Origin of the sequence: Nocardia vinacea, from assembly GCF_035920345.1 — a bacterium.
GTDB lineage: Bacteria > Actinomycetota > Actinomycetes > Mycobacteriales > Mycobacteriaceae > Nocardia > Nocardia vinacea_A.
Genome location: NZ_CP109149.1, coordinates 879620 through 902111 on the forward strand (window position 1 = coordinate 879620; position 22492 = coordinate 902111).

The 22492-nt window shown below is 66.4% G+C and carries 19 protein-coding genes and 2 pseudogenes; 7 read left to right on the forward strand and 14 right to left on the reverse strand.

Annotation, left to right across the window (positions count from 1 at the left end; all coding sequences use genetic code 11):
* Positions 1 to 394 precede the first annotated feature (394 nt).
* The 3 genes and pseudogenes from OIE68_RS04200 to OIE68_RS04210 all read right to left on the reverse strand — a co-directional run.
* Positions 395 to 670: pseudogene (locus tag OIE68_RS04200) on the reverse strand (hypothetical protein); the annotation flags it as partial.
* A 549-nt stretch (positions 671 to 1219) separates the two neighbouring features.
* The gene (locus OIE68_RS04205) at positions 1220 to 2239 is read right to left on the reverse strand and encodes an NAD(P)/FAD-dependent oxidoreductase (RefSeq protein WP_327101567.1); all 1020 of its coding nucleotides are present in this window, start codon (positions 2237 to 2239) and stop codon (positions 1220 to 1222) included.
* Positions 2240 to 2287: 48 nt separating this feature from the next.
* Positions 2288 to 2542 (reverse strand): hypothetical protein, encoded by a 255-nt coding sequence (locus OIE68_RS04210; RefSeq protein ID WP_327098080.1) that lies wholly within the window; start codon positions 2540 to 2542, stop codon positions 2288 to 2290.
* Positions 2543 to 2969: 427 nt separating this feature from the next.
* Here OIE68_RS04210 and OIE68_RS04215 point away from each other — a divergent pair, with 427 nt between their 5' ends.
* Positions 2970 to 3728, forward strand: a complete 759-nt coding sequence (locus OIE68_RS04215) for a hypothetical protein (RefSeq protein WP_327098082.1) — start codon at positions 2970 to 2972, stop codon at positions 3726 to 3728.
* 208 nt (positions 3729 to 3936) lie between these two features.
* Here OIE68_RS04215 and OIE68_RS04220 read toward each other — a convergent pair whose 3' ends face one another.
* The 9 genes from OIE68_RS04220 to OIE68_RS04260 form a co-directional block, all read right to left on the reverse strand.
* Complete coding sequence (locus OIE68_RS04220; RefSeq protein WP_327098083.1) at positions 3937 to 6687, reverse strand: cation-transporting P-type ATPase; 2751 nt, start codon at positions 6685 to 6687, stop codon at positions 3937 to 3939.
* A gap of 29 nt (positions 6688 to 6716) precedes the next feature.
* Positions 6717 to 6839: a universal stress protein gene (locus OIE68_RS04225; RefSeq protein WP_419150673.1), complete on the reverse strand. Its 123-nt coding sequence runs from the start codon at positions 6837 to 6839 to the stop codon at positions 6717 to 6719.
* Complete coding sequence (locus tag OIE68_RS04230; RefSeq protein WP_327102063.1) at positions 6829 to 7176, reverse strand: hypothetical protein; 348 nt, start codon at positions 7174 to 7176, stop codon at positions 6829 to 6831. Before OIE68_RS04230 ends, OIE68_RS04225 begins: the two co-directional genes overlap by 11 nt.
* Before the next feature lie 67 nt (positions 7177 to 7243).
* Positions 7244 to 7456, reverse strand: a complete 213-nt coding sequence (locus OIE68_RS04235; RefSeq protein WP_327098084.1) for a hypothetical protein — start codon at positions 7454 to 7456, stop codon at positions 7244 to 7246.
* A 192-nt stretch (positions 7457 to 7648) separates the two neighbouring features.
* Entirely contained in the window at positions 7649 to 8296 is a 648-nt protein-coding gene (locus OIE68_RS04240) for a response regulator transcription factor (RefSeq protein WP_327098085.1), read from the reverse strand.
* Positions 8297 to 8323: 27 nt separating this feature from the next.
* Positions 8324 to 9859: an AAA family ATPase gene (locus OIE68_RS04245; RefSeq protein ID WP_327098086.1), complete on the reverse strand. Its 1536-nt coding sequence runs from the start codon at positions 9857 to 9859 to the stop codon at positions 8324 to 8326.
* A 194-nt stretch (positions 9860 to 10053) separates the two neighbouring features.
* Positions 10054 to 10533, reverse strand: a complete 480-nt coding sequence (locus OIE68_RS04250; protein WP_327098087.1) for a GNAT family N-acetyltransferase — start codon at positions 10531 to 10533, stop codon at positions 10054 to 10056.
* 163 nt (positions 10534 to 10696) lie between these two features.
* On the reverse strand, positions 10697 to 11617 hold the full coding sequence (locus OIE68_RS04255; RefSeq protein ID WP_327098088.1) for a universal stress protein: 921 nt from the start codon (positions 11615 to 11617) through the stop codon (positions 10697 to 10699).
* 322 nt (positions 11618 to 11939) lie between these two features.
* Positions 11940 to 12386, reverse strand: a complete 447-nt coding sequence (locus OIE68_RS04260; protein WP_327098089.1) for a CBS domain-containing protein — start codon at positions 12384 to 12386, stop codon at positions 11940 to 11942.
* Between the two features lie 389 nt (positions 12387 to 12775).
* Here OIE68_RS04260 and OIE68_RS04265 point away from each other — a divergent pair, with 389 nt between their 5' ends.
* Both OIE68_RS04265 and ppsA read left to right on the forward strand, forming a co-directional pair.
* Positions 12776 to 13741 (forward strand): Acg family FMN-binding oxidoreductase, encoded by a 966-nt coding sequence (locus tag OIE68_RS04265; protein WP_327098090.1) that lies wholly within the window; start codon positions 12776 to 12778, stop codon positions 13739 to 13741.
* Between the two features lie 455 nt (positions 13742 to 14196).
* Positions 14197 to 16476 (forward strand): phosphoenolpyruvate synthase, encoded by a 2280-nt coding sequence (gene ppsA, locus OIE68_RS04270; protein WP_327098091.1) that lies wholly within the window; start codon positions 14197 to 14199, stop codon positions 16474 to 16476.
* Positions 16477 to 16540: 64 nt separating this feature from the next.
* Here the strand turns inward: ppsA and OIE68_RS04275 are convergent, their stop codons facing one another.
* Together OIE68_RS04275 and OIE68_RS04280 are read right to left on the reverse strand one after the other, a co-directional pair.
* Positions 16541 to 17437, reverse strand: coding sequence for a universal stress protein (locus tag OIE68_RS04275; protein ID WP_327098092.1), 897 nt, complete (start codon positions 17435 to 17437; stop codon positions 16541 to 16543).
* Between the two features lie 33 nt (positions 17438 to 17470).
* Positions 17471 to 18364, reverse strand: coding sequence for a universal stress protein (locus tag OIE68_RS04280; protein ID WP_327098093.1), 894 nt, complete (start codon positions 18362 to 18364; stop codon positions 17471 to 17473).
* 257 nt (positions 18365 to 18621) lie between these two features.
* On the opposite strand from OIE68_RS04280, the gene OIE68_RS04285 reads away from it, so the two are divergent.
* The 4 genes and pseudogenes from OIE68_RS04285 (at position 18622) to OIE68_RS04300 (ending at position 22340) form a co-directional block, all read left to right on the forward strand.
* A complete protein-coding gene (locus OIE68_RS04285; RefSeq protein WP_327098094.1) occupies positions 18622 to 18816 on the forward strand; it encodes a hypothetical protein in 195 nt (64 codons plus the stop codon).
* A 239-nt stretch (positions 18817 to 19055) separates the two neighbouring features.
* Positions 19056 to 20769: pseudogene (locus OIE68_RS04290) on the forward strand (SulP family inorganic anion transporter).
* A 78-nt stretch (positions 20770 to 20847) separates the two neighbouring features.
* Positions 20848 to 21450: a hypothetical protein gene (locus OIE68_RS04295; RefSeq protein WP_327098095.1), complete on the forward strand. Its 603-nt coding sequence runs from the start codon at positions 20848 to 20850 to the stop codon at positions 21448 to 21450.
* Positions 21447 to 22340, forward strand: coding sequence for a universal stress protein (locus tag OIE68_RS04300; RefSeq protein WP_327098096.1), 894 nt, complete (start codon positions 21447 to 21449; stop codon positions 22338 to 22340). Before OIE68_RS04295 ends, OIE68_RS04300 begins: the two co-directional genes overlap by 4 nt.
* Positions 22341 to 22492 lie beyond the last annotated feature (152 nt).

Genomic DNA, 22492 nt, shown 5'->3' on the forward strand with positions numbered 1-22492 from the left:
GACAGTCGAGTCGGCGCTCGTATTTCCCAGCCATGCTCGAGGCGGCGCGTACGCGGCCCGGCACTGACCGGTGCGAGTGCGCGGATCGTGTCCGGAAATCCGCCAACAAACCTGTAGCAACTCCAGCGTACCTCTGAGCCATTCGACCAACTTCGTGAATGCGGCCGTCCAACACCACTCGGATGCCGAGCCATCTCGCATAAAACGCCGGTCCGACAGCGAACCGATCACGATGCCCAGTGCTCGAACCGCCGCACTCCTTGCCCACGCCGCGTTCTAGGGTCGCACCGAACCGCCCTACCCGGCCGCGCTACAGCAACGACTACTCCACGACGGGCTTACTGCGTAGGGGCCCCGGGTCGACGAACTCGGTGCCGGCACCGGACTGGCAACGCAGTAACTGGCCGACGGTCTTGCCCTGCAGTGCCTCCGCGATCCGGTCGGCCACCGACTCCGACAACACCCCCGCCAACGACGGATCGTCCTGCACATATCCCGGAACCAGGAACCGCACCACCTGCGAGGCGGGCAGCACCGCGCGCGGCACCTGATCCGCATCCGTTACCACAATGCCCGGCAGCCGATGCTCGGCCAGCAGCCTCGCCGCGGCCAGCGCCTCGGAATCCATGCTCACCGACGGATAGTCCTCGGCAATCTGACTTGCGTGCACACCAGCACGATACGACCGCCGCGATACCTACCGCGGCACATCCGGGCTCGCCGACACCCACTAGCCGTATGGATACCGTCAAAGACAACACACGCGTGCGCACCATGCCACTCCCCACGCCGGACGGCCCGCCCCGGAACCGGGGCGGGTTGCCGACCAGACTTCCCGGCGCACCTACCGTAAAGATGCCGTAAAGACGCAACCAAGGCAAACTGCGAATAGGCCGTGAACCGGCGGTCAGAGCCCAGCGCTCCACGGTGAGGTGTGTCTGCCGCCGTCGGCTTACTCGGCGCTGCCAGCCCGGCCACCGCAAGCGGGTGGCGGGCCAAGACGTCGAGGGACTCCACCCACGGCCACGTCCCGATGGCACCCGGCGCCGGAGTACACAAGCACCGCTACGGGTACACCCCTCAATGGCTCCGCGGCGTGACTAGCAAAGGGCAACACCTGTAGTGCACGTTTGTGGTTTTCGCCTGTCCGTATCTCTCTTCGAGCCTATGGACCGAACATATGGCGAGCCTCAAAGTGGATCATCTCCGAGTCCAGCAATTATGAAGCGACGGTGAGGTTCTGAAGGTTTGCGGCGACGCGGCGGGCATCGCGACCGACACCGCGTAGCGAGCCTGATGGCAAGCTGCGTTGCCATTCGAGACCGACGTAGCCCAAGCCGTGATGGGTGGTGGACAACCCCTTGTTGTGGAGTGGTTGCCCGGAGGTGGTCAGTGCCCCGATTCCGCTGAGGTAGTGGAGGTTTGGGGTATAGCCGGTGGCGAGGATGATGGTGTCGACTTCGATATTGTTGTCGTCGGGCCAGATCGCTGTGTCGGTGTCGAGAGTCGCGAACATTGGGCGTGGTTCGGGTTGGTGTGCTGTGAGCGCGGATTGGTATCGGCCGGTGTCGAGGACGGGTGCGGTGGGTGGGTGGCGCAGCAGATGGCCGACGGGCAGGGTGTCGATTCCGGTGATGGTGATGAACCAGAAGTGCATGTCGCGGCCGAGGGGTCGTTGGGGCACGAACTTCACCGGGGTTCGGCTGGCCAGGGTGACGGTGGCTTGCTCAGCGAGTTCGGCGGCGATCTGGACTGCGGAGTTTCCGGCGCCGACGACGATCACTCGTTGTCCGGTGTATTCGGCTGGTGATCGATATTGACTGGCGTGCACGATCGTTCCGGTGAATGAGTCTTGTCCAGGGAGGGCGGGGATATTGGGTGAGCCGAATCCTCCGGTCGCGGCGACGAGCCTGGGTGCGGTGAAGGCGGTGCCGGTGTTGGTGTGCCCGGTGAAGAGCTGTCCGTCATGGGTGACGGTGTCGACGTGCTGGCCGGTTTGGAGGTCGGCGTCGAGTGTCTTCGCGTATTGGCGTAGGCAGTCGATGACGTCATCGCGGTCGGGGTCGCCCGGGAACGGAAGTCCGGGCAATGAGTTGTATTTGGCAGGTGCGAACAGGGTCAGGCTGTCGTAGTACTGAGGCCAGGACCCGATGGGTTCGCGCCCAGCTTCGAGGAGGGCGACGGAGAGTCCGCGTTGGCGCAGGTGGTGGGTGGCGGCGAGGGCCTGATTGGCCGCCAGCGATGACGACTGCGTCGTAGTCGGTGGTCACGATTATGTCCTTGTGAGTCAGGGGGTCTCGGATTGGCGAGGCGCGGAAGCGATCGCGACGATCGCGGCCAGGACCGCGATCTCGGCGAGGAGTAGGTAGGTGTGGGCGTAGCTGCCGGTCCACGACGACAGTGCGGTTCCGGCCCACGGCGCCAGGGCCATGACGATGACGATGACGACGGGTGCGGACATCAGCCCGCTGAGGCGGCCGTAATGAGTTGCGCCCCAACGTTCGGTGATCGCGGTGGCCTGGATGACACCGACCCCTCCCAACTGATGGACGCGACCGTGGCCGTCGAGACCACGCCGGGACCGATCGGTTCCTGGGCTCCCCCGACACGGCAGGAACTGACCCAGGAAACAGCCACGGACACAACATCGTTCAGTGAATCGTCCAGCGTCGATGGCGGTGGACCGCCCTTCTGAGCCTCGCAACCACCGGTCGCGCTCACGGCGAATTATGACATCGCTATCTCGGTTGCGGTACAGGGCTTCCCGTGACAGTCGCGAGGTGGGAGGAGAGTCGCTGTCGCCGCGGGTGTAAGGCAAGTCCGTTGCGAAGCAGGCGACGTACACGAGCGTGTCGATGGGAGGCCCTGTCGTCCATCTACCCGCGCCTGCCCCCGCCGACCGGCCGATCTGCAACCACACCGCCCGCGCCGCGCCCGGCTACGGTAACCTCCTCCACGGAGACCCCCTGATGACACCGCCGAGCGAACCTGACCCCCGAGAGCGCGAACCCTCCGAAACCGAAGCAGCAGGGCCGGAGTACGCCGAATCTCAACCAGCCGATTCCAGGTTTACCGCGGGGGATTGGATACTGGGGCTCTTTTTGCCGCTGGTCGCGCTGGCGACCGTATTCTGTGCCCTATGGTATGCCGCGTTTCTGGCCGATCCCGGGACAAACGATGACGGCTTCGGCCTCGGCGCCGGCGCCATCGGGATCCTCTGGTACTGCGTCTTCGGGTTTAGCGACTGGGCCCGGTTCCGGAAACGCGCGGCGGCGTTGCTGATTGTGCCGCTTGTCTTGTCCTGGGTCTGCCTCGGGTTCGGCATTCACCACATCGCCATGGAGTATCGCGGCGTGGTCGCCGACTGTGGGGTGCGTTCCAGCGAGACCTACAAGGTCAAATCCGAGTCTGGCGACAGCTGGGAGACCGCCTATTCCCTGGACTGCGGCGAGCGCGTGGTATCGCTGAAAGAGGAAGCCGATTCGTACGCTCCGCAGTCCCCGCGAATTGAATACGGCCCCGGGGGCTTCCGACTCGAGCCCGAGCCGAAGGGGAGCGTCCATGTCGAGTACGACCCGCGGGGTCTGCTCGCAGCCCGGACGCAGAACATCGGCGCCGACCCGTGGCTGTGGTTGTTGGCAAGCTTGACGCTGGCGGTGATCGGTATCGGCATGAGGATACTGATCCGCCCCACCCACAGGCGGCGCCTTCCTGACGCGAACCGGTAGGGCCCAATCGAGTTCGTAGCGGTTCTCGAACCCCGTTCGACCCTGACACCACGCCTCCGCATGCGCTTTCCATCGCGCACCGGGTAGCGATCTGATGGACCCCAGACGGGCAGTGACGTCAAATTTCACCGATAGAGTCGCCCGAACCGGGCCCCACTGACGTCAGGATTCGCCGATAAGTGGTGTCAGATTTCACCCTTACAGCCATCTACGGGAGTGTGGTGTCACTGCGCCGCAACAGCCAGCGCCGGATTTCGTCGGCACCCCAGATGATCACCGGGAAGGGTGCGACGAAGGCGAGCATGTCTGGGGTGAGCGCTGCCGTGCTGAGTAGGTGTTGAACCGGCGGGAAATAGATGATCACGGCCGCGAGCGCGAGTTCGAACGCGATGCCCCACAACAGGAGTGGGTTGGACAGCACTCCGATCGAGCGCAGGGAGGCCCGTTCGGTGCGGGCCGCGAATGCGGTGCCGATCTGACCGGCGACGATTCCGAAGAAGGTCATCGTGGTGGCTTGCAGGTAGGCGTGGTGCAGTGGCGTACCGGGGCCGGTGGGATCGCCCGGATGCCATCCTGCGCCCAGCAGCACATAGAAGAAGCCCGCCATGCCCAGCGCTGCCGCGATCGTGCCGAGAAACAGCCACGCGCGCAACACCATTGGAATCCGGATGATCGATTCGGTGCGTTGCCGAGGCGGTCGTCGCATGAGACCGGGCTCGGCCGGTTCGCGACCCAGTGCGAGCGCGGGCAGGGTTTCGGTGCCGATATCGATGGCCAGTAGCTGTAAGACGGTCAGTGGCAAGGGGATCGCACCACCTGAGAGCGCGAACACGATGAACGGGGTCACTTCGGGCGTCGCGTGGGCGAAGATGTAGAAGATGAACTTGCGAATGTTGTCGTAGACCCGCCGCCCGGCCTCGATCGCCGCGGCGATGGTGGCGAAGTTGTCGTCGGTGAGGACCATGGTGGAGGCCTCGCGGGCCACATCCGTGCCGGAGCGGCCCATCGCGATACCGATATCGGCGCGACGCAGGGCGGGCGCGTCGTTGACGCCGTCACCGGTCATCGCCACCACATGTCCGGTATCGCGAAGTGCGTCCGCGACACGGAGTTTCGCCTCGGGCGAGGATCGCGCGAAGATCAGCTCGGGCGTCGTGGAAAGGAGTGCGTCCAGATCGGCTTCGCTCATCCGGTCGAGCTGCTCGCCGGTTACCACGACCGGTTCGCCACGGATGATCCCTACCTGGGCGGCGATGGTCGCTGCGGTCAAGCCGTGGTCGCCGGTGATGACGATGATGCGGATTCCTGCGCTGTGGCACGCTGTGACGGCATCGGCGACCTCGGCGCGGGGTGGGTCCGTCATAGCGACAAGTCCGAGCAACACCAGTTGCTGTTCGGCGTGTTCGCGCACCGTGGGCACGGTATCGGTCGGCAGTCTGCGTTCGGCGACCGCGAGCACCCGAAGTCCTTGCCGCGCTTGCGTATCCACCAGCTCAACCAGCGTTGCGCGCCGGGCGGGATGCATCGGTTGTGCGTGGCCGTCGCCATCGAGTTCGGCAGTGCACAGCGGCAGCACTGTTTCGGGTGCGCCCTTCGTGTGCACCCAGATGCCGTCACTCGAGCTGTCGATCGTCGACATGCGTTTCCACGCTGGCTCGAAGTGAAACTGCCTCTGCCGCAGGCGTTGCCGGTCGTCAGGGTCCGTATGCGCACCCAGCGCCGCACCGGCGACGAGGATGGCGGTTTCGGTCGGATCACCCAGCGCCCGTCCGGTCTGATCGAAGCGGGCGTTGTTGCAGGCGACCATCGCGGCGGCCAGTCGAGCGAGCGTCGAGTCGGCCGGGGGCGGTGCGTGCGGTAGGAGCTCGTGCGCCCCGGTCGACGTATGGATAACGGTGACCTGCATCCGGTTCTCGGTGAGCGTGCCGGTCTTGTCGGTGCAGATCACATCGGTCGACCCGAGTGTCTCAACTGCGCTGAGCCGTTTCACGACCGCACCGCGTCGTGCCAAGTCGCGGACGCCGATCGCCAACGCCAAGGTGATCGTCGGCAGCAGGCCCTCCGGGACATTGCCCACCAGGAGTCCGACCGCGAAGACCACCGCGTTGAGCAGCGACAGCCCGGCGCCGATGGTGGCGAGCGGTACGAATGCCGCTCCGAGCAGCAGCGAAACCAAGGCGATCAGCCAGGCGACGCGGCGCACTTGATGTTCGAGCGGGCTCTCCTCACGGCCGACCCGTTCCGACAGTGCCGCGATGCGGCCGAGCTCGGTATGCATGCCGGTGGCGAAGACGACGGCGTGTGCGTCGCCGGCGGTGCATGCCGTCCCGCTGAAGACGATGTCCTGTGCCTGGGCGAGCGGCACACCGGTGTCCGGGGCTTCGGCCGAACGGAACACCGGCAGCGATTCCCCCGTCAGCTCGGACAGATCGACCTCGACTCCGCCCTCGAGCAGGCGGGCGTCGGCCGAGATCCGGTCGCCTTCCTGGATCACCAGCACATCGCCGGGCACCACATCGACGGCATCGATCTGGGTGATCTCCCCGTCCCGCACCAGCGTCGCTCGCGCTGGTAGGTACGCCGCGAGTAACTCCACTGCTCGCTCGGCATGCCGCTCTTGGACAAATGCGAATCCCGCGTTGATCACGATGACGACGACCACGGCGATGGCCACTGGTTCGATGCCGACCAGCCAGGCCAGGCCCGCGGCTGCCCAGAGCAGCAGTGCCAGCGGATGGGTGAACTGCGCCAGTAGCTCACGCGGCCAGGTCCGTGCGCCCCGTCGACGCAGTTCGTTGGGGCCGACGTGGATCAGCCGCCGCTGCGCCTCACGGCCGGTCAGCCCGGATCGAGAACTGTGCAGATCGCGAAGTAGCAGCTCTATCCGCTCCATCGGATCGAGCTGCAGTCCGGATGCTACCTCGGCCTGTTCGGCGCCGATCGCAGTGGCACTGTCCACTGATGGCGAAACTGGCGTGTTCATAGGAATCAGCGCGGTCGGGCGATGATGACCGGGATGTCGGCGGCGGGCAGGACCGCTTGGCCGACCGAGCCGAGCGTCATTGCTGCGAAACCACCGGGTCCGTGGCTGCCGACACAATCAGCTGCCATCGTCCTTCGGCACGACGATTGGGTCGACGAGGTGCAATCGGGCGCGCACCGGCATCGACGCGGACGATGGCATCGGTTCCCTGCAGAATCGCCGGGTCGGGTATGCGCTCCCATGAGGTGTTTCCTGGGCCGTGAAAGACCATTGCGTGCATGACTTCTCCTTTGTCGGACTGACGGGAAGCATCACTGTGGCCGCCGCCGCGACGCCGGACGCCCACGTCTGCGGGCAACTATTGCTCTCGGTCAACTGATAGATCATCGCGGCGACCATGCTGCTGGCAAATGCATCGCAGCCAGGCGGCGTATGCAGTGGTGGAGCAGAGATCTCGTAGTGCACGTCGGGAGGGTGAGCACACCGCTCCGAGTGGGCCGACGGTTGTGACGACGTTGTCGGATGCTCCGAGTTAGTTGGCCCTGCGCGGTATCTCGGGCAGTCGGGCGGCCGGGTGCGCTGGGCCAGTGACGCTGGTGCGATCGCGCATGGGATGCATCCAGGTGGGCAGCGCGCGGTAGGCGAAGGCGCGGTCGTCGGTGTCGAGACTGTCGGCGATGACGCGCAACCACCCCTGGGCTTTATATACAGCGAGTGTGAAGGGATCGTCGAGGTTGTGGGACATGATGTCCTCATCAGGGCTGGCACCGGGTGAATCGGGGGCGGCATACTGCTCAGCCTGAGGTGTGCGCGGCGAGAGCCCAAGGGTCCAAAGGTGGTGTCCAGCGGGGCGATGGTCCTCGCACAGAGTTCTTGCACGGCTATGCTCGATTCCGGGTGTCGAGATGCTGCGCGGGACCGGTGCGGGTGCGCCTGTTCATTCCTCCATATGCGGTGGGTTGAGCTTCGTGACCAGTACGGCGGCCTGGGTACGTCGTTCGACGCCGAGCTTGGTCAACAGCCGGGAGACGTAGTTCTTCACGGTCTTCTCGGCCAGGAACATCCGGCCTGCGATCTGCCGGTTGGTCAGCCCCTCACCGAGCAGTTCGAGCAGCGTTCGTTCTTGCTCGGTGAGCGTGGCCAGCGGCCCGGTCTTTGCCGCGGCTTCCTCGCGCAGTTTCGCCATGAGCGCGGCGGCGGCCCGATTGTCGAGCAGGGATTTGCCCGCGCCGACTTCGCGGATGGCGTCGATCAGCTCCAGGGTGTCGATGTCCTTGACCACGTAGCCGCTGGCCCCGGCCAGGATAGCGTCGAGCATGGCCTGTTCGTCGGTGAACGAGGTGAGGATCAGGCAGCGTAGCTCGGGATGCTGATCCAGCAGTTCGCGGCATAGTTCGATGCCGTTGCCATCAGGCAGGCGCACGTCGAGGACCACGACGTCGGGGCGCAGGGCCGGGATACGCGCCAACGCGTGGGACACGCTTCCCGCCTCGCCGATGACTTCGAGGTCGGGCTCGGCGCTGATCAGGTCGGCTACACCCCGACGCACGATGTGGTGGTCGTCCACCAGGAACACTCTGGTCATTCCGCTGTGTCTCCGTGCAGCATGCATTCAGCGTAGGGCGGTGTTCGTGATCGCGGGCCGGAGTTCGGCCCCTGATTGGTGACCGTAGCCCTTTGCCTGTTCAGTGTGAACAATGTTGTGCCACGCGCAAAGTGCTACGGCGGTGGTGTCGGCGAGCATCAGACCGGTGTCCACGGGTACCGCCTGCGGCCAGACCGCTGCGATGGCCGACATGTCGGCGGCGATCTGGGGGGTCGCGTCGGAATCGCCGTCGCCGCGCAGACGGATGCGGCGCTCTGCCACCGAGGGCTGGCAGTGGCACCGCAGTTGTAGCAGGTCGGCGTTCGCCTCGGCCGCGAGTGTGGCGGCGCGCTGCCGCTCGTCAGCGTCGATCCAGCTGGCGTCCAGGATCACCGAGCGACCGAGGGCCAGCAGCTTTTGGGCCCTTCTCCGCAGTTCGGTGTAGACACGAGCTTTACCTGCAGCGGAATACGTTCCGGCGCCGAAGGTTCCGATCGAACCGGTGACCTCACCGGTAGCCCGCAACTGCTTGCGCACATGATCACTGGAGAGTAGGACCGCTCCCGTGCTTGCCGAAAGCTCCACGGCAACGGTCGATTTCCCGGTTCCGGGCGATCCGCCGACCAGCACCAGACGAACCGCGGCCCGCTCGAGATGGCGCAGTGCGAGCCGCAGGTGCCGGTGTAGACGGTCGCGGGCCGTGGACTCGCCCTGGCCGAATCGGATGGCGTCCACCTTCGCTCGCACGAGCGCCCGGTAGGCAACGTAGTGGTCACGCAACGAGGCGGGCGCCGGATCCTCGGTGATCCGCTGGTAGTCGTCGAGCAGCCGCTCGCCCAGTTCGGTATGCCCGCGGAACTCCAAATCCATGGCCAGGAACGCGAGGTCGTCGAGGCGATCGACGTAACGCAGCCGGTCGTCGAAGTCCAGGCAATCCAGGACGCGGAAGCCGTCGGCCAGTTCGAAGATGTCCTCGGCCTGCAGGTCGCCGTGCCCGTCCACGATGTGCCCGTCGGCGATCCTGTTGTTCAGCAAAGGTTCTCGGCCGTCGATGTAGCGCACCGCGAGCCGGTCGATCCGGTCGAGGAGATCCGGGTCCGCGACGTCGGCCCGCTGTTCGGCAAGACTGCCCAACAGCACCTGCCACCGATGGCGCAGCGCGTCCGCAGTGCCCTCCGCGTCGATCTCCGGTCCGCGACGGGCCCTGTCGTGGAAGCTTGCCAGCATCTGTACCAGCGCCGACAGCTCCGCTGTGCTCTTCGCCTGGTCGGCCAGGATGTTGGACAAACGGCCGTCTTCGGGCATGCGGTGCATGACCAGCATCGGCTCGGCGGGGGAGCCCGTGGGGTCGCTGAGATGGGCCAGGCCGAGATACACGTCCGGAGCCAGGCGGCGATTCAATTCGAGTTCCCTGGCGCAGGCGTGCTCGCGCAGTTGCGGCGTGCTGAAGTCGAGGAAGTCGGTGCGGACCGCCTTCTTTACCTTGTAGGCCCGGTCCCCGTACAGAACAACCAGTCCGGTATGGGTTTCCCGTAGCTCGGCGGGTGCGGCGAATTCGAGCATGGCGCAAACCCTTTCGGTGTGCTCACTGGTGGTGCTTCAAGGATTTCGTATCGGGCTCGGCCAGGTGATGGCCGAAGGTCACCGAGGTGAAGGGACTTTCGCATCTGTCGCACCAGGTCGGCTCGCGGCTTCGGAAGTCACACGAGAAGGTGTCATCCTGCCCAGGGGCGCGCAGTCTTGCGCATTCTGGGCCGTCAGAGCTGGATGCCGACTCGCGCGATACCGTTCTGGCGGTAGGCCGTCACGGTGAATTCCGTGTCGGCGACCAACCGCATCATCCTGGTATTCGCCGGAATCAACTCGGTGACGAATCGTTCGATGCCGCGCTCACGCGCCAGGTGCACCAGGCGGCGCAAGAGTTCGAGGCCGAAAGCGCCGGTCCGGTCGTCCTGATCGGGATCGATGACTATCGCGACCTCGGCCGTCTTGGTCGTGCCGAGCACGACGAAGTTACCGAGGCCGACGATCCGGTCGTCGGCGAAGGCGCCGAGCACACAGTGCGCCCGATCGCGCAGGGCGAGGGCGCGAGCGACGTTGGGTAACTCCGTGGGATGCGGCATGAGATTTCGGAAGAGGCCGTCCTTATCGGGCATCCCAGCGTGCAGATCCGCGACGGTGGCGGCATCGGCTGGGCCGAGCGGGCGGAGGGTGATGGTATCGGTAGAGGTGATCATGCCGTGGACTCCCAGCCGCCGAGATCGAAGATTTTTCTTGAGCAAAGCATCTCTGAACGGGGTCGGATCGGGATGGGCCGAAGGTCCCCAATCGAAGGACCGAACAGCACTGTTGAGCGCTGGGCGCGGTCCATGCTCGATCCGTTGCCGGATTTTCTTGCCATTACGCGGTTCGGGTGACCATGACAGGGCAATGGGCGTGCTGCACGAGGAAAATGGAGGTAGAGCCGAGCAACAGGTCGGTGAAGCCGCCCCGGCCGCGGCTACCGATCACGATCAGTTGCGCCGATTTCGACCACTCCGTCAGCCGATCTACCGGCCCGGTCCGGTATACCTTGCGGGTGACGGGAACATCGGGGTATTTCTCCGTCCATCCGGCGAGTCGTTCGGCCAGTACCGCGTCCTCGACGGTTTCCACTGCGGGGCTGAAGCGGCCGGATTCGGCCTGACCGGCGAATTCGCCGAAATGCCATTCGCTCCAGGAATGTAGGGCGATCAGATCGGTCTTGCGGTCGGATGCCTCGCCGAACGCGGCCGCGATGGCGGCCTCACCGACGGGGCTGCCATCGATCCCGACGACGATGGGTCCGTCGTGGCGGATCTGGTCTCCGGTATCGGTGGGGCGGGCCACGACGATGCTGCCGTGCCCGTGGCTGGTGACCGCGAGCAGGGTGGAGCCCAGGTGGGCGATGGTTCCGGCATTGCCGGTGGCGCCGAGGACTACGAGGTGTGCGGTCTTCGACAGATGTGTCAGCAGATGGGCCGGGCTCGAGTCGGATACCTCGATGGCGATGTCCACCTCGGGTGCGACTTCATGGGCGAGCCTGCGCGCCGCGGCGACGATTTTCGTGCCGCGCGTGCGGACCGTCTCGACCACGGAGGTGGGGACCACGTGGTAGCCGCCGAGCAGCGATTGGGTCGCGACGAGATCCAGGCCGTGCACGATGAGCAGTTGGCGGCCGCGCCGGCCGGCGACCTCGGCGGCCCAGCGGACGGCGAGGTCGCTTCCGTCGGACCCGTCGACGCCGACGACAACCGGTGCCGAGGCCAGCTGGTGTGGATAATCGCGTTGCTGCGTGCTCACGGGAAGTCCTTCGATCTGCGCTGAATCGGATACCCGAACGGTATGAGTTCCAGATGGATCCAACTGCTGGCGATGGTCCCTGATCCGTAGGCCGAAGGACGCTTCGGCGGCACCCACCGCCACCTCGGGGCTCGAACCGGCCCGAGAAGTACCCAAGGCCCGCCGAGAGCGTCGGTGGGCCGACCGACGGTGGGCTGCGTACCGGCCCCGTCGGGAACGCGAATGGTGACAGGTCGATCACCGATCGGTCGCGATCGACCGGTGATATACGCCCACTCCACCAGGTGACCGCGCGCCGAGATGAGTTGACGGACAGTCCGATTCATGCCTCGGTGGCACTCGGCAGGTGCAGTGCGCAGACCGCTTCGACGAATTCACCCACCGTGTCCTGCGGCAATTGCCGCGACAGATCGGCCTCGGTGATGATGCCGGCCAGCAACCCGTGCTCGGTCACCGGGAGCCGCCGGATCTGGAATTGCTCCATCAGCGCCAGCACATCGTCGACGTCGGTGCCGATATCGACCGTGTGCAGTTCATCGGCACCCTGGGCCATCTCACCTGCGGTGGTCGTTGTGGGATTCGCGCCGATACCGACGACCTTGACGATGATGTCGCGGTCGGTGACGATGCCGACCGGGCGTCCCTCACCGTCGCAGATCGGCAGCGCGCCGACGTCGTAGCGGACCATGCGCTGTGCGGCGGTGGCCATCGTGTCGCGCACGCCGATGCATTCCACGTCTGGTCGCATGATGGTTTGTGCTGTGGTCATGATGAGTCTCCTCTCCGAGCGGGCAATCCGGTAGACGTCGACCATCATTCGACGGTGGCATTGCGGTGCACAGGGGCGAAGGTCACCGTGTTCCGGGTTCTTTGCCGTCGATCGATGGACTGCGTTTCGCGGGATTCCGCACCCCGATTTCGGGCGTGTGGCCGTTTCGAGGTGCGGACGGCGGTGGACACGACGCGAGATCGTCGCGCGCGGCGCGCGGCGCACAGTCAGTCGCAGGTCGGCTTGATCACCAGTGCCGAAATTCAGCGTTGTGATCGGTGAAGAGGTCACCGGGCCATCGAGTTGTGGCCTTTGGCCTCTTTGGCGTCATCGTCGGCGAATGCGACGGTAGCGGCACAGATGTTGGCGTCGAGGACAAGGAAACAGCAATGGCTAGTAGGCATCCTGATGCCGACAGCGTGCGGGCCGCGTTGGCGCTGGCCTTGCGTGCGCCGTCGGTGCACAATACCCAGCCGTGGCAGTGGCGGGTCGGCGACACCACGGTGCACTTGTACGCCGACGACAGCCGTCGGCTGCCGCAGACCGATCCGGATCGGCGCGATCTGATGATCAGTTGCGGGGCAGCGCTGCATCACTTCCGGGTGGCGGCGCGCTCGTTCGGGTGGGACACCGTCGTGCATCGATTCCCGAATCCGGCCCAGCCCGACCATTTTGCGGCCATCGAGTTCGCTCCGGTGATACCGGACGCCGACATGGTCGCGGCGGCCCGCGCGATCAGCCAGCGCCGTACCGACCGGCGGCGGGTCACATCGTGGGAGGTACCGCATATCGCCGCGATCATCGCGGCGGGCGTCGCCGAGGGGGTGCTGGTCAGTGAGATTCCTGGTGGCTCGACCCGCATCGGGCTGGTGCGGGCCTTCAAGGATGCCTCGCGTCAGCATCACGTGGACAGCGGATATCAGGCCGAGCTGGCCGAGTGGAGCGGACGTCATGCGGCCGAGGAAGGGGTGCCTGCGCGCAATGCCGTGGTCGCCGCCGATCCGCTGACTCGCGAGTTCCGCAGTCCCGGACTGACCGAGGCGGTGATCCAGGATCTCGACGACGGCGGCGCCTTGCTGCTGGTGCACACCGCGTCCGATGATCCGCTGTCCCGATTGCGCGCCGGGGAAGCCACCAGCGCGGTGCTGCTGGCCGCCACCGGCTTCGGATTGGCGACCTGTCCGCTCACCGAACCGCTGGAACTGCCGGGAACTCGTGATCTCGTGCGTGCGGATGTGCTATCCGACAGCGGCTTCCCACAGGTCATTATCCGAATCGGCTGGGCGGCCACCAGCGCCGAGCCGGTTCCGATTACCCCGCGCCGCGCACTGGCCGAGGTGGTGCGCCCCTTGTGACTTCCCGAGACCCGGTGCAGTAGCGCCCGAATTCGGATCACCTGGCTGCGCGCCCATGTGGTTGCAACGGTGGCCGCTTATCTGCTGCTGCAGGTCCAGCGAGCGGCCAGCTGCTCGCATGTGTGGTGCTGGCTGGTTCGCGGCGGCTGTCGGTTAGTCGCGAGTCGGCGACGGCGTCGATGACAGGTACCGCTGCCCTCCGGGCGCCGGGCCGCTGCCATGCGATGGTGTTTGCGACACTTGTGCCGCATTGCTCGCGCCCCTGCAGTACGGAACCCGCGTCGTTTCGTGCGGTGGATTCTCACTGAGACAGAGGATCGCCTCTCGCCGCCACGTCTGGGTGAGCGAGCGAGCACCTGCGGACAGCGCAGCGACCGGAACAAAGGACTTTCGTCCGCCGGTCGGTCGGCATTGTCCTCTCGCTGCCGGACCCGGCTGCCGCGCACAGTCGAGGCATGGACTTTGTACGTGACATTGCCGCTATCGGACTGGCCGACGAGGTCGAGGCGGGCGGAAAAGGCGCCAATCTGGGGGAGCTGACCGCTGCGCGGCTGCCCGTGCCCGCAGCGTTCGTCGTGCTGCGCTCGGGCTATCTGGAAGCCATGCGCCGCAGCGGGGTGGCCGATGATCTGGCCGCGGAGCATCGTGCCGCGCTGAGTGCCGTCGGTGACCAAGCCGAACTCGCCCAGCACTGTGATCGGCTGCGGGCGCTGGTGGGCAAGGCGGGCATGCCCGAGGACCTCGAAGAACAGATTGTGCACGCCTACGACGGACTCGGCAGCGAGGCGGGGCCCGCGCTGGTCGCGGTTCGTTCCTCGGCCACCGGGGAGGACAGCGCTTCCGCTTCGTTCGCCGGGATGAATGTGACAGCGACAAACGTGAGCGGCGCCGCGGATGTGGTCGAGGCGGTGCGCTCCTGCTGGGCATCTCTGTTCAGCCCGCGTGCCGAAACCTATCGCGCTGAACGGAAGTTCACCGGTGAACCGGCCATGGCCGTCGTGGTGCAGGTGATGGTCGCGGCGGAACGCAGTGGGGTGGCGTTCACCGCCGATCCTGGGACCGGAGACCAGAGCCGGATCGTGATCGAGGCGGCACGCGGGCAGGGCGAGGTCGTCGTCTCCGGAGCCGTAGAGCCCGACCACTACGTTCTCGCCAAGGAAGATCTGCGAATTCTGGAGTCGCACACCGGAAAACAGGGCTTCGCGATCGTCCGCGGCGTGGACGGAACTGGCGACCGGACCATCGAGGTCGATGCGGACGACCAGGCGCGGGTACTCGATGATGAGCAAGTTCGCGGGATCGCCCGGCTCGCCATGGCAGCCGAAAAACACTACGGCGCACCGCAAGATGCGGAGTGGGCGATCGCGGGCGACCAGATGTGGCTGGTCCAGGCCCGCCCGATCACCACCCTCGGTACGGTGCAAGCGCCGCACGCCGACAGTGGCGACGGAGTGGCGATGGTGACAGGGTTGGCCGCCGCACCGGGTGTGGCCAGTGGCGCCGTTCGGGTACTTGCCGGACCATCCGAGGGACATCTGCTGCACGACGGAGAGATCCTGGTCGCCGAGATGACGACGCCGGACTGGGTGCCGACCATCCGCAAGGCCGCGGCACTGGTCACCGACAGCGGCGGCGTCACCTGTCACGCCGCCATCGTCTCCCGGGAACTGGGGGTGCCTTGCGTAGTCGGCACCCGCACTGCGACAAAGGATCTCGTGGACGGGCAGATCGTCACCGTCGACGGCGCAAGGGGCCGCGTCGTCGCGGGCGTGGTCTCCCAGCCGGTCCGTGCCGTCGCGGCGGCTGTTGCGCCCCGGACGACGGTCACCACCGCCACCAAGATCTACGTCAATCTCGCCATGCCCGATATCGCGGAAGCCGTTGCGGCACAGGACGTGGACGGCGTCGGGTTGCTTCGCGCCGAGTTCCTGCTGACCAGCGCGCTCGGCGGGCGGCACCCGCACGACCTGATCGCCCGCGGTGAGCAGGAACACTTCGTCACCCGGATGGCGGACTCGCTCGGCGGGATCGCTTGCGCCTTCGCGCCCCGCCCAGTGATCTATCGCGCAACCGACTTGCGCAGCAACGAATTCCGCGGACTGACCGGCGGCGAGCAGTACGAGCCGGTGGAGGACAACCCGATGATCGGATATCGGGGCTGCTTCCGCTACATCCGCGAGCCGGAAATGTTCGCGCTCGAGCTGGCCGCGCTGGCCCGGGTGCGCGAACAGAACCCGAACGTGCACTTGATGATTCCGTTCGTGCGCACCCGCTGGGAACTGGAAGCATGCCTGGAGCTCGTCGATGCCAGCCCGCTCGGACGGGCCCGCGGCCTGCATCGCTGGGTAATGGCCGAGGTCCCCTCGGTCGTGCACTGGCTACCGGAATACATCGGCCTCGGCATCGACGGTGTCTCCATCGGCAGCAACGACCTCACTCAGCTCGTCCTCGGCGTAGACCGTGATTCGCAGTTGTGCGCGGAGGTTTTCGACGAGGCCGATCCGGCTGTGCTGGCGGCGATCGAACAGATCGTGCAGACCGCCCGCGCCCACCGCATCACCTGCTCGCTGTGCGGCCAAGCGCCCTCCACCCGTCCCGACTTCGCCGAACACCTTGTCCGCATGGGCATCACCTCCATCTCGGTCAACCCGGACGCGATCGACACGGTCCGCCGCACCGTCGCCACCGCGGAACGCCGAGTGCTGTTGGACGCCGCCCTGAACGCACAACGGTGACGTGCGAGTGCGTACAGGAGAAGACTCCCGGATCTCTGGCTGGGGGCTCCGGGGTCTTCCCGCACTACCGGGACACGGCCGCTGAGTTCTGCGGGCGGGCGATGATGAGTGGGCAATCGGTGGCGTATAGGACGGCTTGGCTGACCGAGCCGAGGGTCATACCGGCGAAGCCGCCACGGCCGTGGCTGCCCACGACGATCAGTTGGGCGTTTCCGGATTCGTCGAGTAGGCGTCTGGTCGGTCGGTCCTCGGCAACCACGCGCTGTATTTCGAGGTCCGGATACTTCTCCGCGTAACCGGCCAGGCTTTCCGACAGCAGCTTCTCGGCCTCTTTCTGCATGTCGGCGCGGGAGATGTAGCGGTTGAATTCGGACCAGGTGAGTACTGCGCGCACCGCGACATCGCGGTGGGCGGCCTCATCGAAGGCGACTTCGATGGCGTGGATGCTGCAGGTGGAGCCGTCGACACCGACCAGCACCGGGCCGAGCAGCCGATCCGGTGTGTAGTTCTCGGGTTCGGGGATGACCGCGACAGGGCAGTGTGCGTGCCGTGCGACGGCGGTGCTGACCGAGCCGAGGATGCCGCGGCGGAACGCGCCGAGGCCGCGGGTGCCGACGACCAGGAGGCGCGCGTCTTTGGAGCGGTCGAGCAGGACGGGGATCGGTGGTGCCTCGGCCACATAGGTGGTGATGTCGAGGTCACCGACGGGTGCGGCGGCCGCTGTGGCGAACTCGCTCGCCGCGGCGACGGCGGCCGCACCTTCTTGTCGGTACATGTCGTAGTCGATCTCACTGAACGCGATGTTCGGTCCGAAGTCGACCGGGGCGGCGATGCCGTACACGATGTGCAGGGGCGCGCGGTGGTGGACGGCGTCGACGGCGGCCCAGCGGGTGGCCTCGGCCGCGGTTTCGGAGCCGTCGATGCCGACCACGACGGGAGGGTTGATGAAGTTGGCAGACATGTGATTGTCGCTACCTTCCTGTAGGAGCGGGGCTTACTGCGGGTGGACGACCATGACGGGGCACTGCGCGGTCTGCACCAGCGCGTTACTGGTGGAGCCGAGCAGCAGTCCGCGGAATCCGCCGCGGCCCCGGCTGCCGACCACAAGAAGTCGAGCGGACTTCGACCAGTCGAGCAGCGGTCGGCGGGGCCCGGATAGGTACACCTTGCGGATGACATGGACGTTCGGGTACTTCGCGTGCCATGTCGTGAGCTGTCCAGCAAGGAGCGCCTGTCCTGCATTTTCGATGTCGCGGTCGGAGCGGATGTCGGGCAATGGGATGAAGATGTCGAGGTACAGCTCGCCGCAGGCATGGACCGCGACGAGTTGGGTTTTACGCTCGTCCGCCTCGGCGAACGCGACCGCCACCGCGGCCTCGCTGACCGGGCTCCCGTCCACGCCGACGACGACGGGACCGATGTCGCGGGTCTGCTGTTCGGTGCTGGCGTCGCGGACTACCACGATGGCGCCGTGGCCGTGGTTGGTCACCGCGAGCAGGGTGGAGCCGAGGTGGGTGAGTGTTCCAGCGGTGCCCGCCGCGCCGATCGCGACAAGATGCGCGGCTTCGGATCGGTGGATCAGCAGCTGGGCCGGATTTGCCTGGGAGACTTCGGTTTCCACGGTAAGGGCGGAGTCGACCCGATGGGCCAGGCGCTGGGCCGTCAGCACGTAGTCTTGGCCGCGTCGGCGGATCTTCTCGAGCACGCCGGGCAGCGCGCCGATCGAGGCGAGATCGAGGCCGTGCACGATGCGGAGTCGGCGTTGCCGTTGCGAGGCCGTTTCGGCGGCCCAGCGGACGGCGAGGTCGGAGGCTTCGGAACCGTCGACGCCGACGACCACTTCGGCCGAGGTCAGTCGGTGCGGATCATCGTTGTTCGAGGTAGTCATGAGCGCGGTGTCCCTTCGGTTCCGAAGATCCCGTTACCCGTACATTAGGAATCCGCACTGGCCGGGCACGGCTGTCGTTGGTCCCCAACCACAGGGCATAAAGACAATTCATGCCATCGTGGACGGCAAGCAGCGCAGGGGCGCTCAGGGTAGGGGCGCCGACCAGCTCAACACCGTACCCGCCCTCGCCCCGCGCAATTCGCTCGCCGATCAACTCCTCGGCGCCGGCGCCCGCTGCGGCGACCACTACCAGTTCGGTGACATCCTTCCTCGACTGGGACTTCGGGATCCTCGGGGAGTGCGAGGAAGGTGCACGCCGACTGGGTGAGTCGCAACCCCCGGTCGGCGACCAACTCGAGGGCGGTGCCCGGCTCGCCGCCCGCGAGCAGTTCGGTGGCCACATCGCGATTGGCTTCCAGCCATTACTGGCGGATCCGGGGCTGCTCATATAGGCGGGCGATGGCTATGTCAGCGGCCGCGGCCAGCGCCTGGACCACGACCTGGTCGTCCTCAGTGACCTTTATGCCTCGACCTTCGAAAACCTGTTTCGACCTCGACGCTACGTACGAGCATCGACCCTGCACAGTGCCGAACCGCCGTTTGCCGAAGGACCTTTGGCCGTCGATCGGTTCGAACAATCCATTGGTGACCTTCGGCTGTCCCGCCCGTGCAAGCGCGTCATGCTGAACAGATGCTGGTACGTCTGCTTCCAGGTTTGCGGCAATTCGACGGGTACGACCGGATTCGGCTGCGCGCCGATGTCCTCGCCGGTGTGACGGTGGCTGCCTATCTGGTGCCGCAGGTGATGGCCTATGCGACCGTGGCCGGACTGCCGCCGGTTGTCGGGTTGTGGGCGGCTGTCGGACCGTTGGCGGTATATGCGCTGCTCGGTAGCTCCAGACAGTTGTCGGTGGGGCCCGAGTCGACCACGGCCCTGATGACGGCGGTGGCACTGGCGCCATTGGCACTCGGTGACCCGGATCGGTATGCGGCGCTGGCGGCAATGCTGGCCCTGTTAGTCGGTGTGCTCTGTCTGGGTGGCGGCCGTGGCGCGACTCGGTGTGCTCGCCGATCTGCTGTCGAAGCCGGTGCTGGTCGGGTATCTGGCGGGTACCGCCGTGATCATGATCGTCGGCCAGCTCGGGCCGGTTACCGGGGTGCCGGTTACCGGGGAATCCATTCTCGCGCAACTGCGTTCGTTCGCCGCGCACGCCGGGCAGTGGCACTGGCAGACGCTGGTGTTGGGCGTGGCCGTGCTGGCCGTGCTGTTACTGCTTGCCTGGCGTGCGCCGCGGGTGCCCGGCCCGCTGCTCGCGGTGTTGCTGGCCACCGGGGCGGTGGTGGTGTTCTCGTTGCGACGCTATGGCATCGAGGTTGTCGGGTCGATTCCGGCCGGACTGCCGGTGCCGGGATTTGCCGGGGTCGCGACTACCGATATCGCCGAGTTGATATTGCCCGCCATCGGTATCGCCGTGGTCGGCTTCTCCGATAATGCTCTGACCGCACGGGCATTCGCGGCCCGGCACGGTCGGCACGTGGCGGCGAATGCCGAACTCGCCGCGCTCGGCGCCACCAATCTGGCCGCTGGTGCGCTGCACGGATTTCCGGTGAGCTGCAGTGGTAGCCGCACCAGCATCGCCGACGCCATGGGTGCCCGCAGCCAGCTGTATTCCCTTGTCGCCCTTGGCAGTGTGCTGGCAGTGCTACTCGGAGCGCGCGGCGTGCTCGCCGGATTCCCGACGGCGGCGCTCGGCGCATTGGTCATCTACGCCGCATTGCGGCTGATCGACCTCGCCGAGTTCCGACGGATCGCTCGATTCCGGCGCAGTGAACTCGTATTGGCGCTCGGCACGATCGTCGCGGTGCTCGCACTGGGTGTGCTCTACGGCGTGCTGGTAGCGATCGCGCTGTCGATCTTCGACTTGCTGCGTCGCGTGGCGCGGGGCCACGATGCCGTTCTCGGTTTCGTTCCGGGGCTGGCGGGCATGCACGACATCGACGATTACCCGGAGGCGAAACCCGTTTCCGGATTGGTGATCTACCGCTACGACGCGCCGCTGTGCTTCGCCAATGCGGAAGACTTCCGGCATCGGGCGCTGGCCGCGGTCGAGCAATGGGATGAGCGAGACCGGACGTCGGTGCGCTGGTTCATCCTCAATGCCGAGGCCAATGTGGAGGTCGATCTCACGGCGCTCGACGCGGTCGAGCAGTTGCGCGCGGATCTGGTGGCGCGCGGCATCGTGTTCGCGATGGCACGGGTCAAGGCGGATCTGCGCGACGATCTGGATGCGGCCGGGCTGACCGCGAAGATCGGCGTGGACCACCTGTACCCGACCTTGCCGACCGCGATCGCGGCCTACCAAGCGGACGAGAAAGCGAGGTCGGTAGACCCTGGGGAGCGATGACCTTCTTCCCTGCCCGCGCACTCGCCCACGCGGAATGCTCGAGTCAGGGCAAATGCCACCGGAAGAAGGTGACTGGTGATGTCGCAGGACTCGGTGTTCCCGATCCGTGGCACGTGGTCACCGCTGCTACGGCTGTGGTGGCTGCGACCGTGGCGCCCGAATCCCCTACTGCGGCCGCTGGATCGGCTCGAGGCCATGCTGCGGATCATGGTCGCGGTCGCCGTGGTCGTCGCGATACCGATCGCCGCAGCGCTGGGGACGACTGCCTACACCGACACCGCCGCCAGGATCCGCACCGAGAACGCGGCGAAATCCGCTGTCAGCGCAGTGATCACGGAAGAACCCCAGCGCACGCCGTCGCATCTGCTCGAGGCGCGGGTGCAGTGGCTCCAGGATGGCCGCCCCGGTATCGCGACGGTGCGGGTGCGCGGCAGTGCGGTGCACGGTGATCACGTGACCGTATGGCTGGGACCCGACGGCGCTCCGACAGGCCCACCACGGCCGCCCAATGTCGCCGCGATGACCGGCATCGGAGTCGGTGTCGTGGTGCTGAACGGCACCTGGGTCGTTGCATGGCTGCTGCTGCAGGGCACCGTATGGCTGCTCGAGCGTCGCCGTCGGGTGCAGTGGGACCAGCAATGGCGAAATCTCAACCGCCCGATCACAGAGGACAGGCAATGAAGGGAACGACCATGGGTAATTCCACAGTGCCGGAGATCATTGTGGCCGTCGACGGCTCGGCCAGTTCATATCAGGCGGTCGCCTGGGCGGCGGTCGATGCCGCGCTGCACCATTGCCCGCTGCGCCTTCTCACCTCGGTGGCGGTCCCAGACTTCGGTCCCGACCGGACCTTGAACGAGGCAGACATCGACTGGTTGCGCCGCGACGGCGAGCGGATCCTCACCGAAGCGACCCGCGTGGCACACCAGGCCGCCCCTGGCGAGGAGCTGGACCTGGCCACCGAGGTGATCTTCGCATCGATCATCCCGACCCTGATCCTGCACTCGGCGCAGGCCAGGATGATCGTCGTCGGCAGCCGCGGGATCGGCGCCTTCCACCGCGGACTGCTCGGCTCGGTCAGCACCGCGGTCACCCATCACGCGCATTGCCCGGTCGCCGTCATCCAAGGGAATTCGGCCATCGATCCGGTGTCGGCGAGTAGACCCGTCCTGGTCGGCGTCGAGGGGTCACCCAATAGCGTGCCCGCCATCGAGCTCGCGTTCGAGGAGGCATCGCGCCGCAAGGTCGGGCTGACGGCGCTGCACACCTGGAGCGATGCCAGCGGCATCGATCTGCCGCATTCCGGCTGGGAGGCCGCGCGTGAGTCCGAGCAAGCGCTGCTGGCCGAGAACATGGGCGGTTATCGCGACCGGTACCCGGACGTGCCCGTGTTACGCATCCTGAAGCTGGACAGGCCCGTTCGAGCGCTGCTCGAAGAGTCGGCAAATGCCCAACTGCCAGTCGTCGGCAGCCACGGCCGCGGCGGATTCGCAAGCATGGTCCTCGGCTCCACCAGCAACGCCCTGTTACACACAGTCGATTGCCCGATGATCGTGGTGCGCAAGGGCTGACGGTCACCTGCCGCCTGCAGCAGTTGGGGGTCTATTCGCAGACTCGGGCTGGGGTAAGACGGCTTTGGGTCCGTGCGCGGCTGCCGCGGTGGCTCAAGGGTGGATCGGTGTGGCCTTCGCGTGTGGCCCTCCACCACGCCGTCGGCGAGGAC

Bases quoted from the DNA above. Each gene is read 5' to 3' on its own strand.
- OIE68_RS04215 (WP_327098082.1), top strand. From the start codon at position 2,970: ATGACACCGCCGAGCGAACCTGACCCCCGAGAGCGCGAACCCTCCGAA.
- OIE68_RS04225 (WP_419150673.1), bottom strand. From the start codon at position 6,839: ATGGCAGCTGATTGTGTCGGCAGCCACGGACCCGGTGGTTTCGCAGCA.
- OIE68_RS04235 (WP_327098084.1), bottom strand. From the start codon at position 7,456: ATGTCCCACAACCTCGACGATCCCTTCACACTCGCTGTATATAAAGCC.
- OIE68_RS04240 (WP_327098085.1), bottom strand. From the start codon at position 8,296: ATGACCAGAGTGTTCCTGGTGGACGACCACCACATCGTGCGTCGGGGT.
- OIE68_RS04245 (WP_327098086.1), bottom strand. From the start codon at position 9,859: ATGCTCGAATTCGCCGCACCCGCCGAGCTACGGGAAACCCATACCGGA.
- OIE68_RS04250 (WP_327098087.1), bottom strand. From the start codon at position 10,533: ATGATCACCTCTACCGATACCATCACCCTCCGCCCGCTCGGCCCAGCC.
- OIE68_RS04260 (WP_327098089.1), bottom strand. From the start codon at position 12,386: ATGACCACAGCACAAACCATCATGCGACCAGACGTGGAATGCATCGGC.
- OIE68_RS04265 (WP_327098090.1), top strand. From the start codon at position 12,776: ATGGCTAGTAGGCATCCTGATGCCGACAGCGTGCGGGCCGCGTTGGCG.
- ppsA (WP_327098091.1), top strand. From the start codon at position 14,197: ATGGACTTTGTACGTGACATTGCCGCTATCGGACTGGCCGACGAGGTC.
- OIE68_RS04275 (WP_327098092.1), bottom strand. From the start codon at position 17,437: ATGTCTGCCAACTTCATCAACCCTCCCGTCGTGGTCGGCATCGACGGC.
- OIE68_RS04280 (WP_327098093.1), bottom strand. From the start codon at position 18,364: ATGACTACCTCGAACAACGATGATCCGCACCGACTGACCTCGGCCGAA.
- OIE68_RS04295 (WP_327098095.1), top strand. From the start codon at position 20,848: ATGTCGCAGGACTCGGTGTTCCCGATCCGTGGCACGTGGTCACCGCTG.
- OIE68_RS04300 (WP_327098096.1), top strand. From the start codon at position 21,447: ATGAAGGGAACGACCATGGGTAATTCCACAGTGCCGGAGATCATTGTG.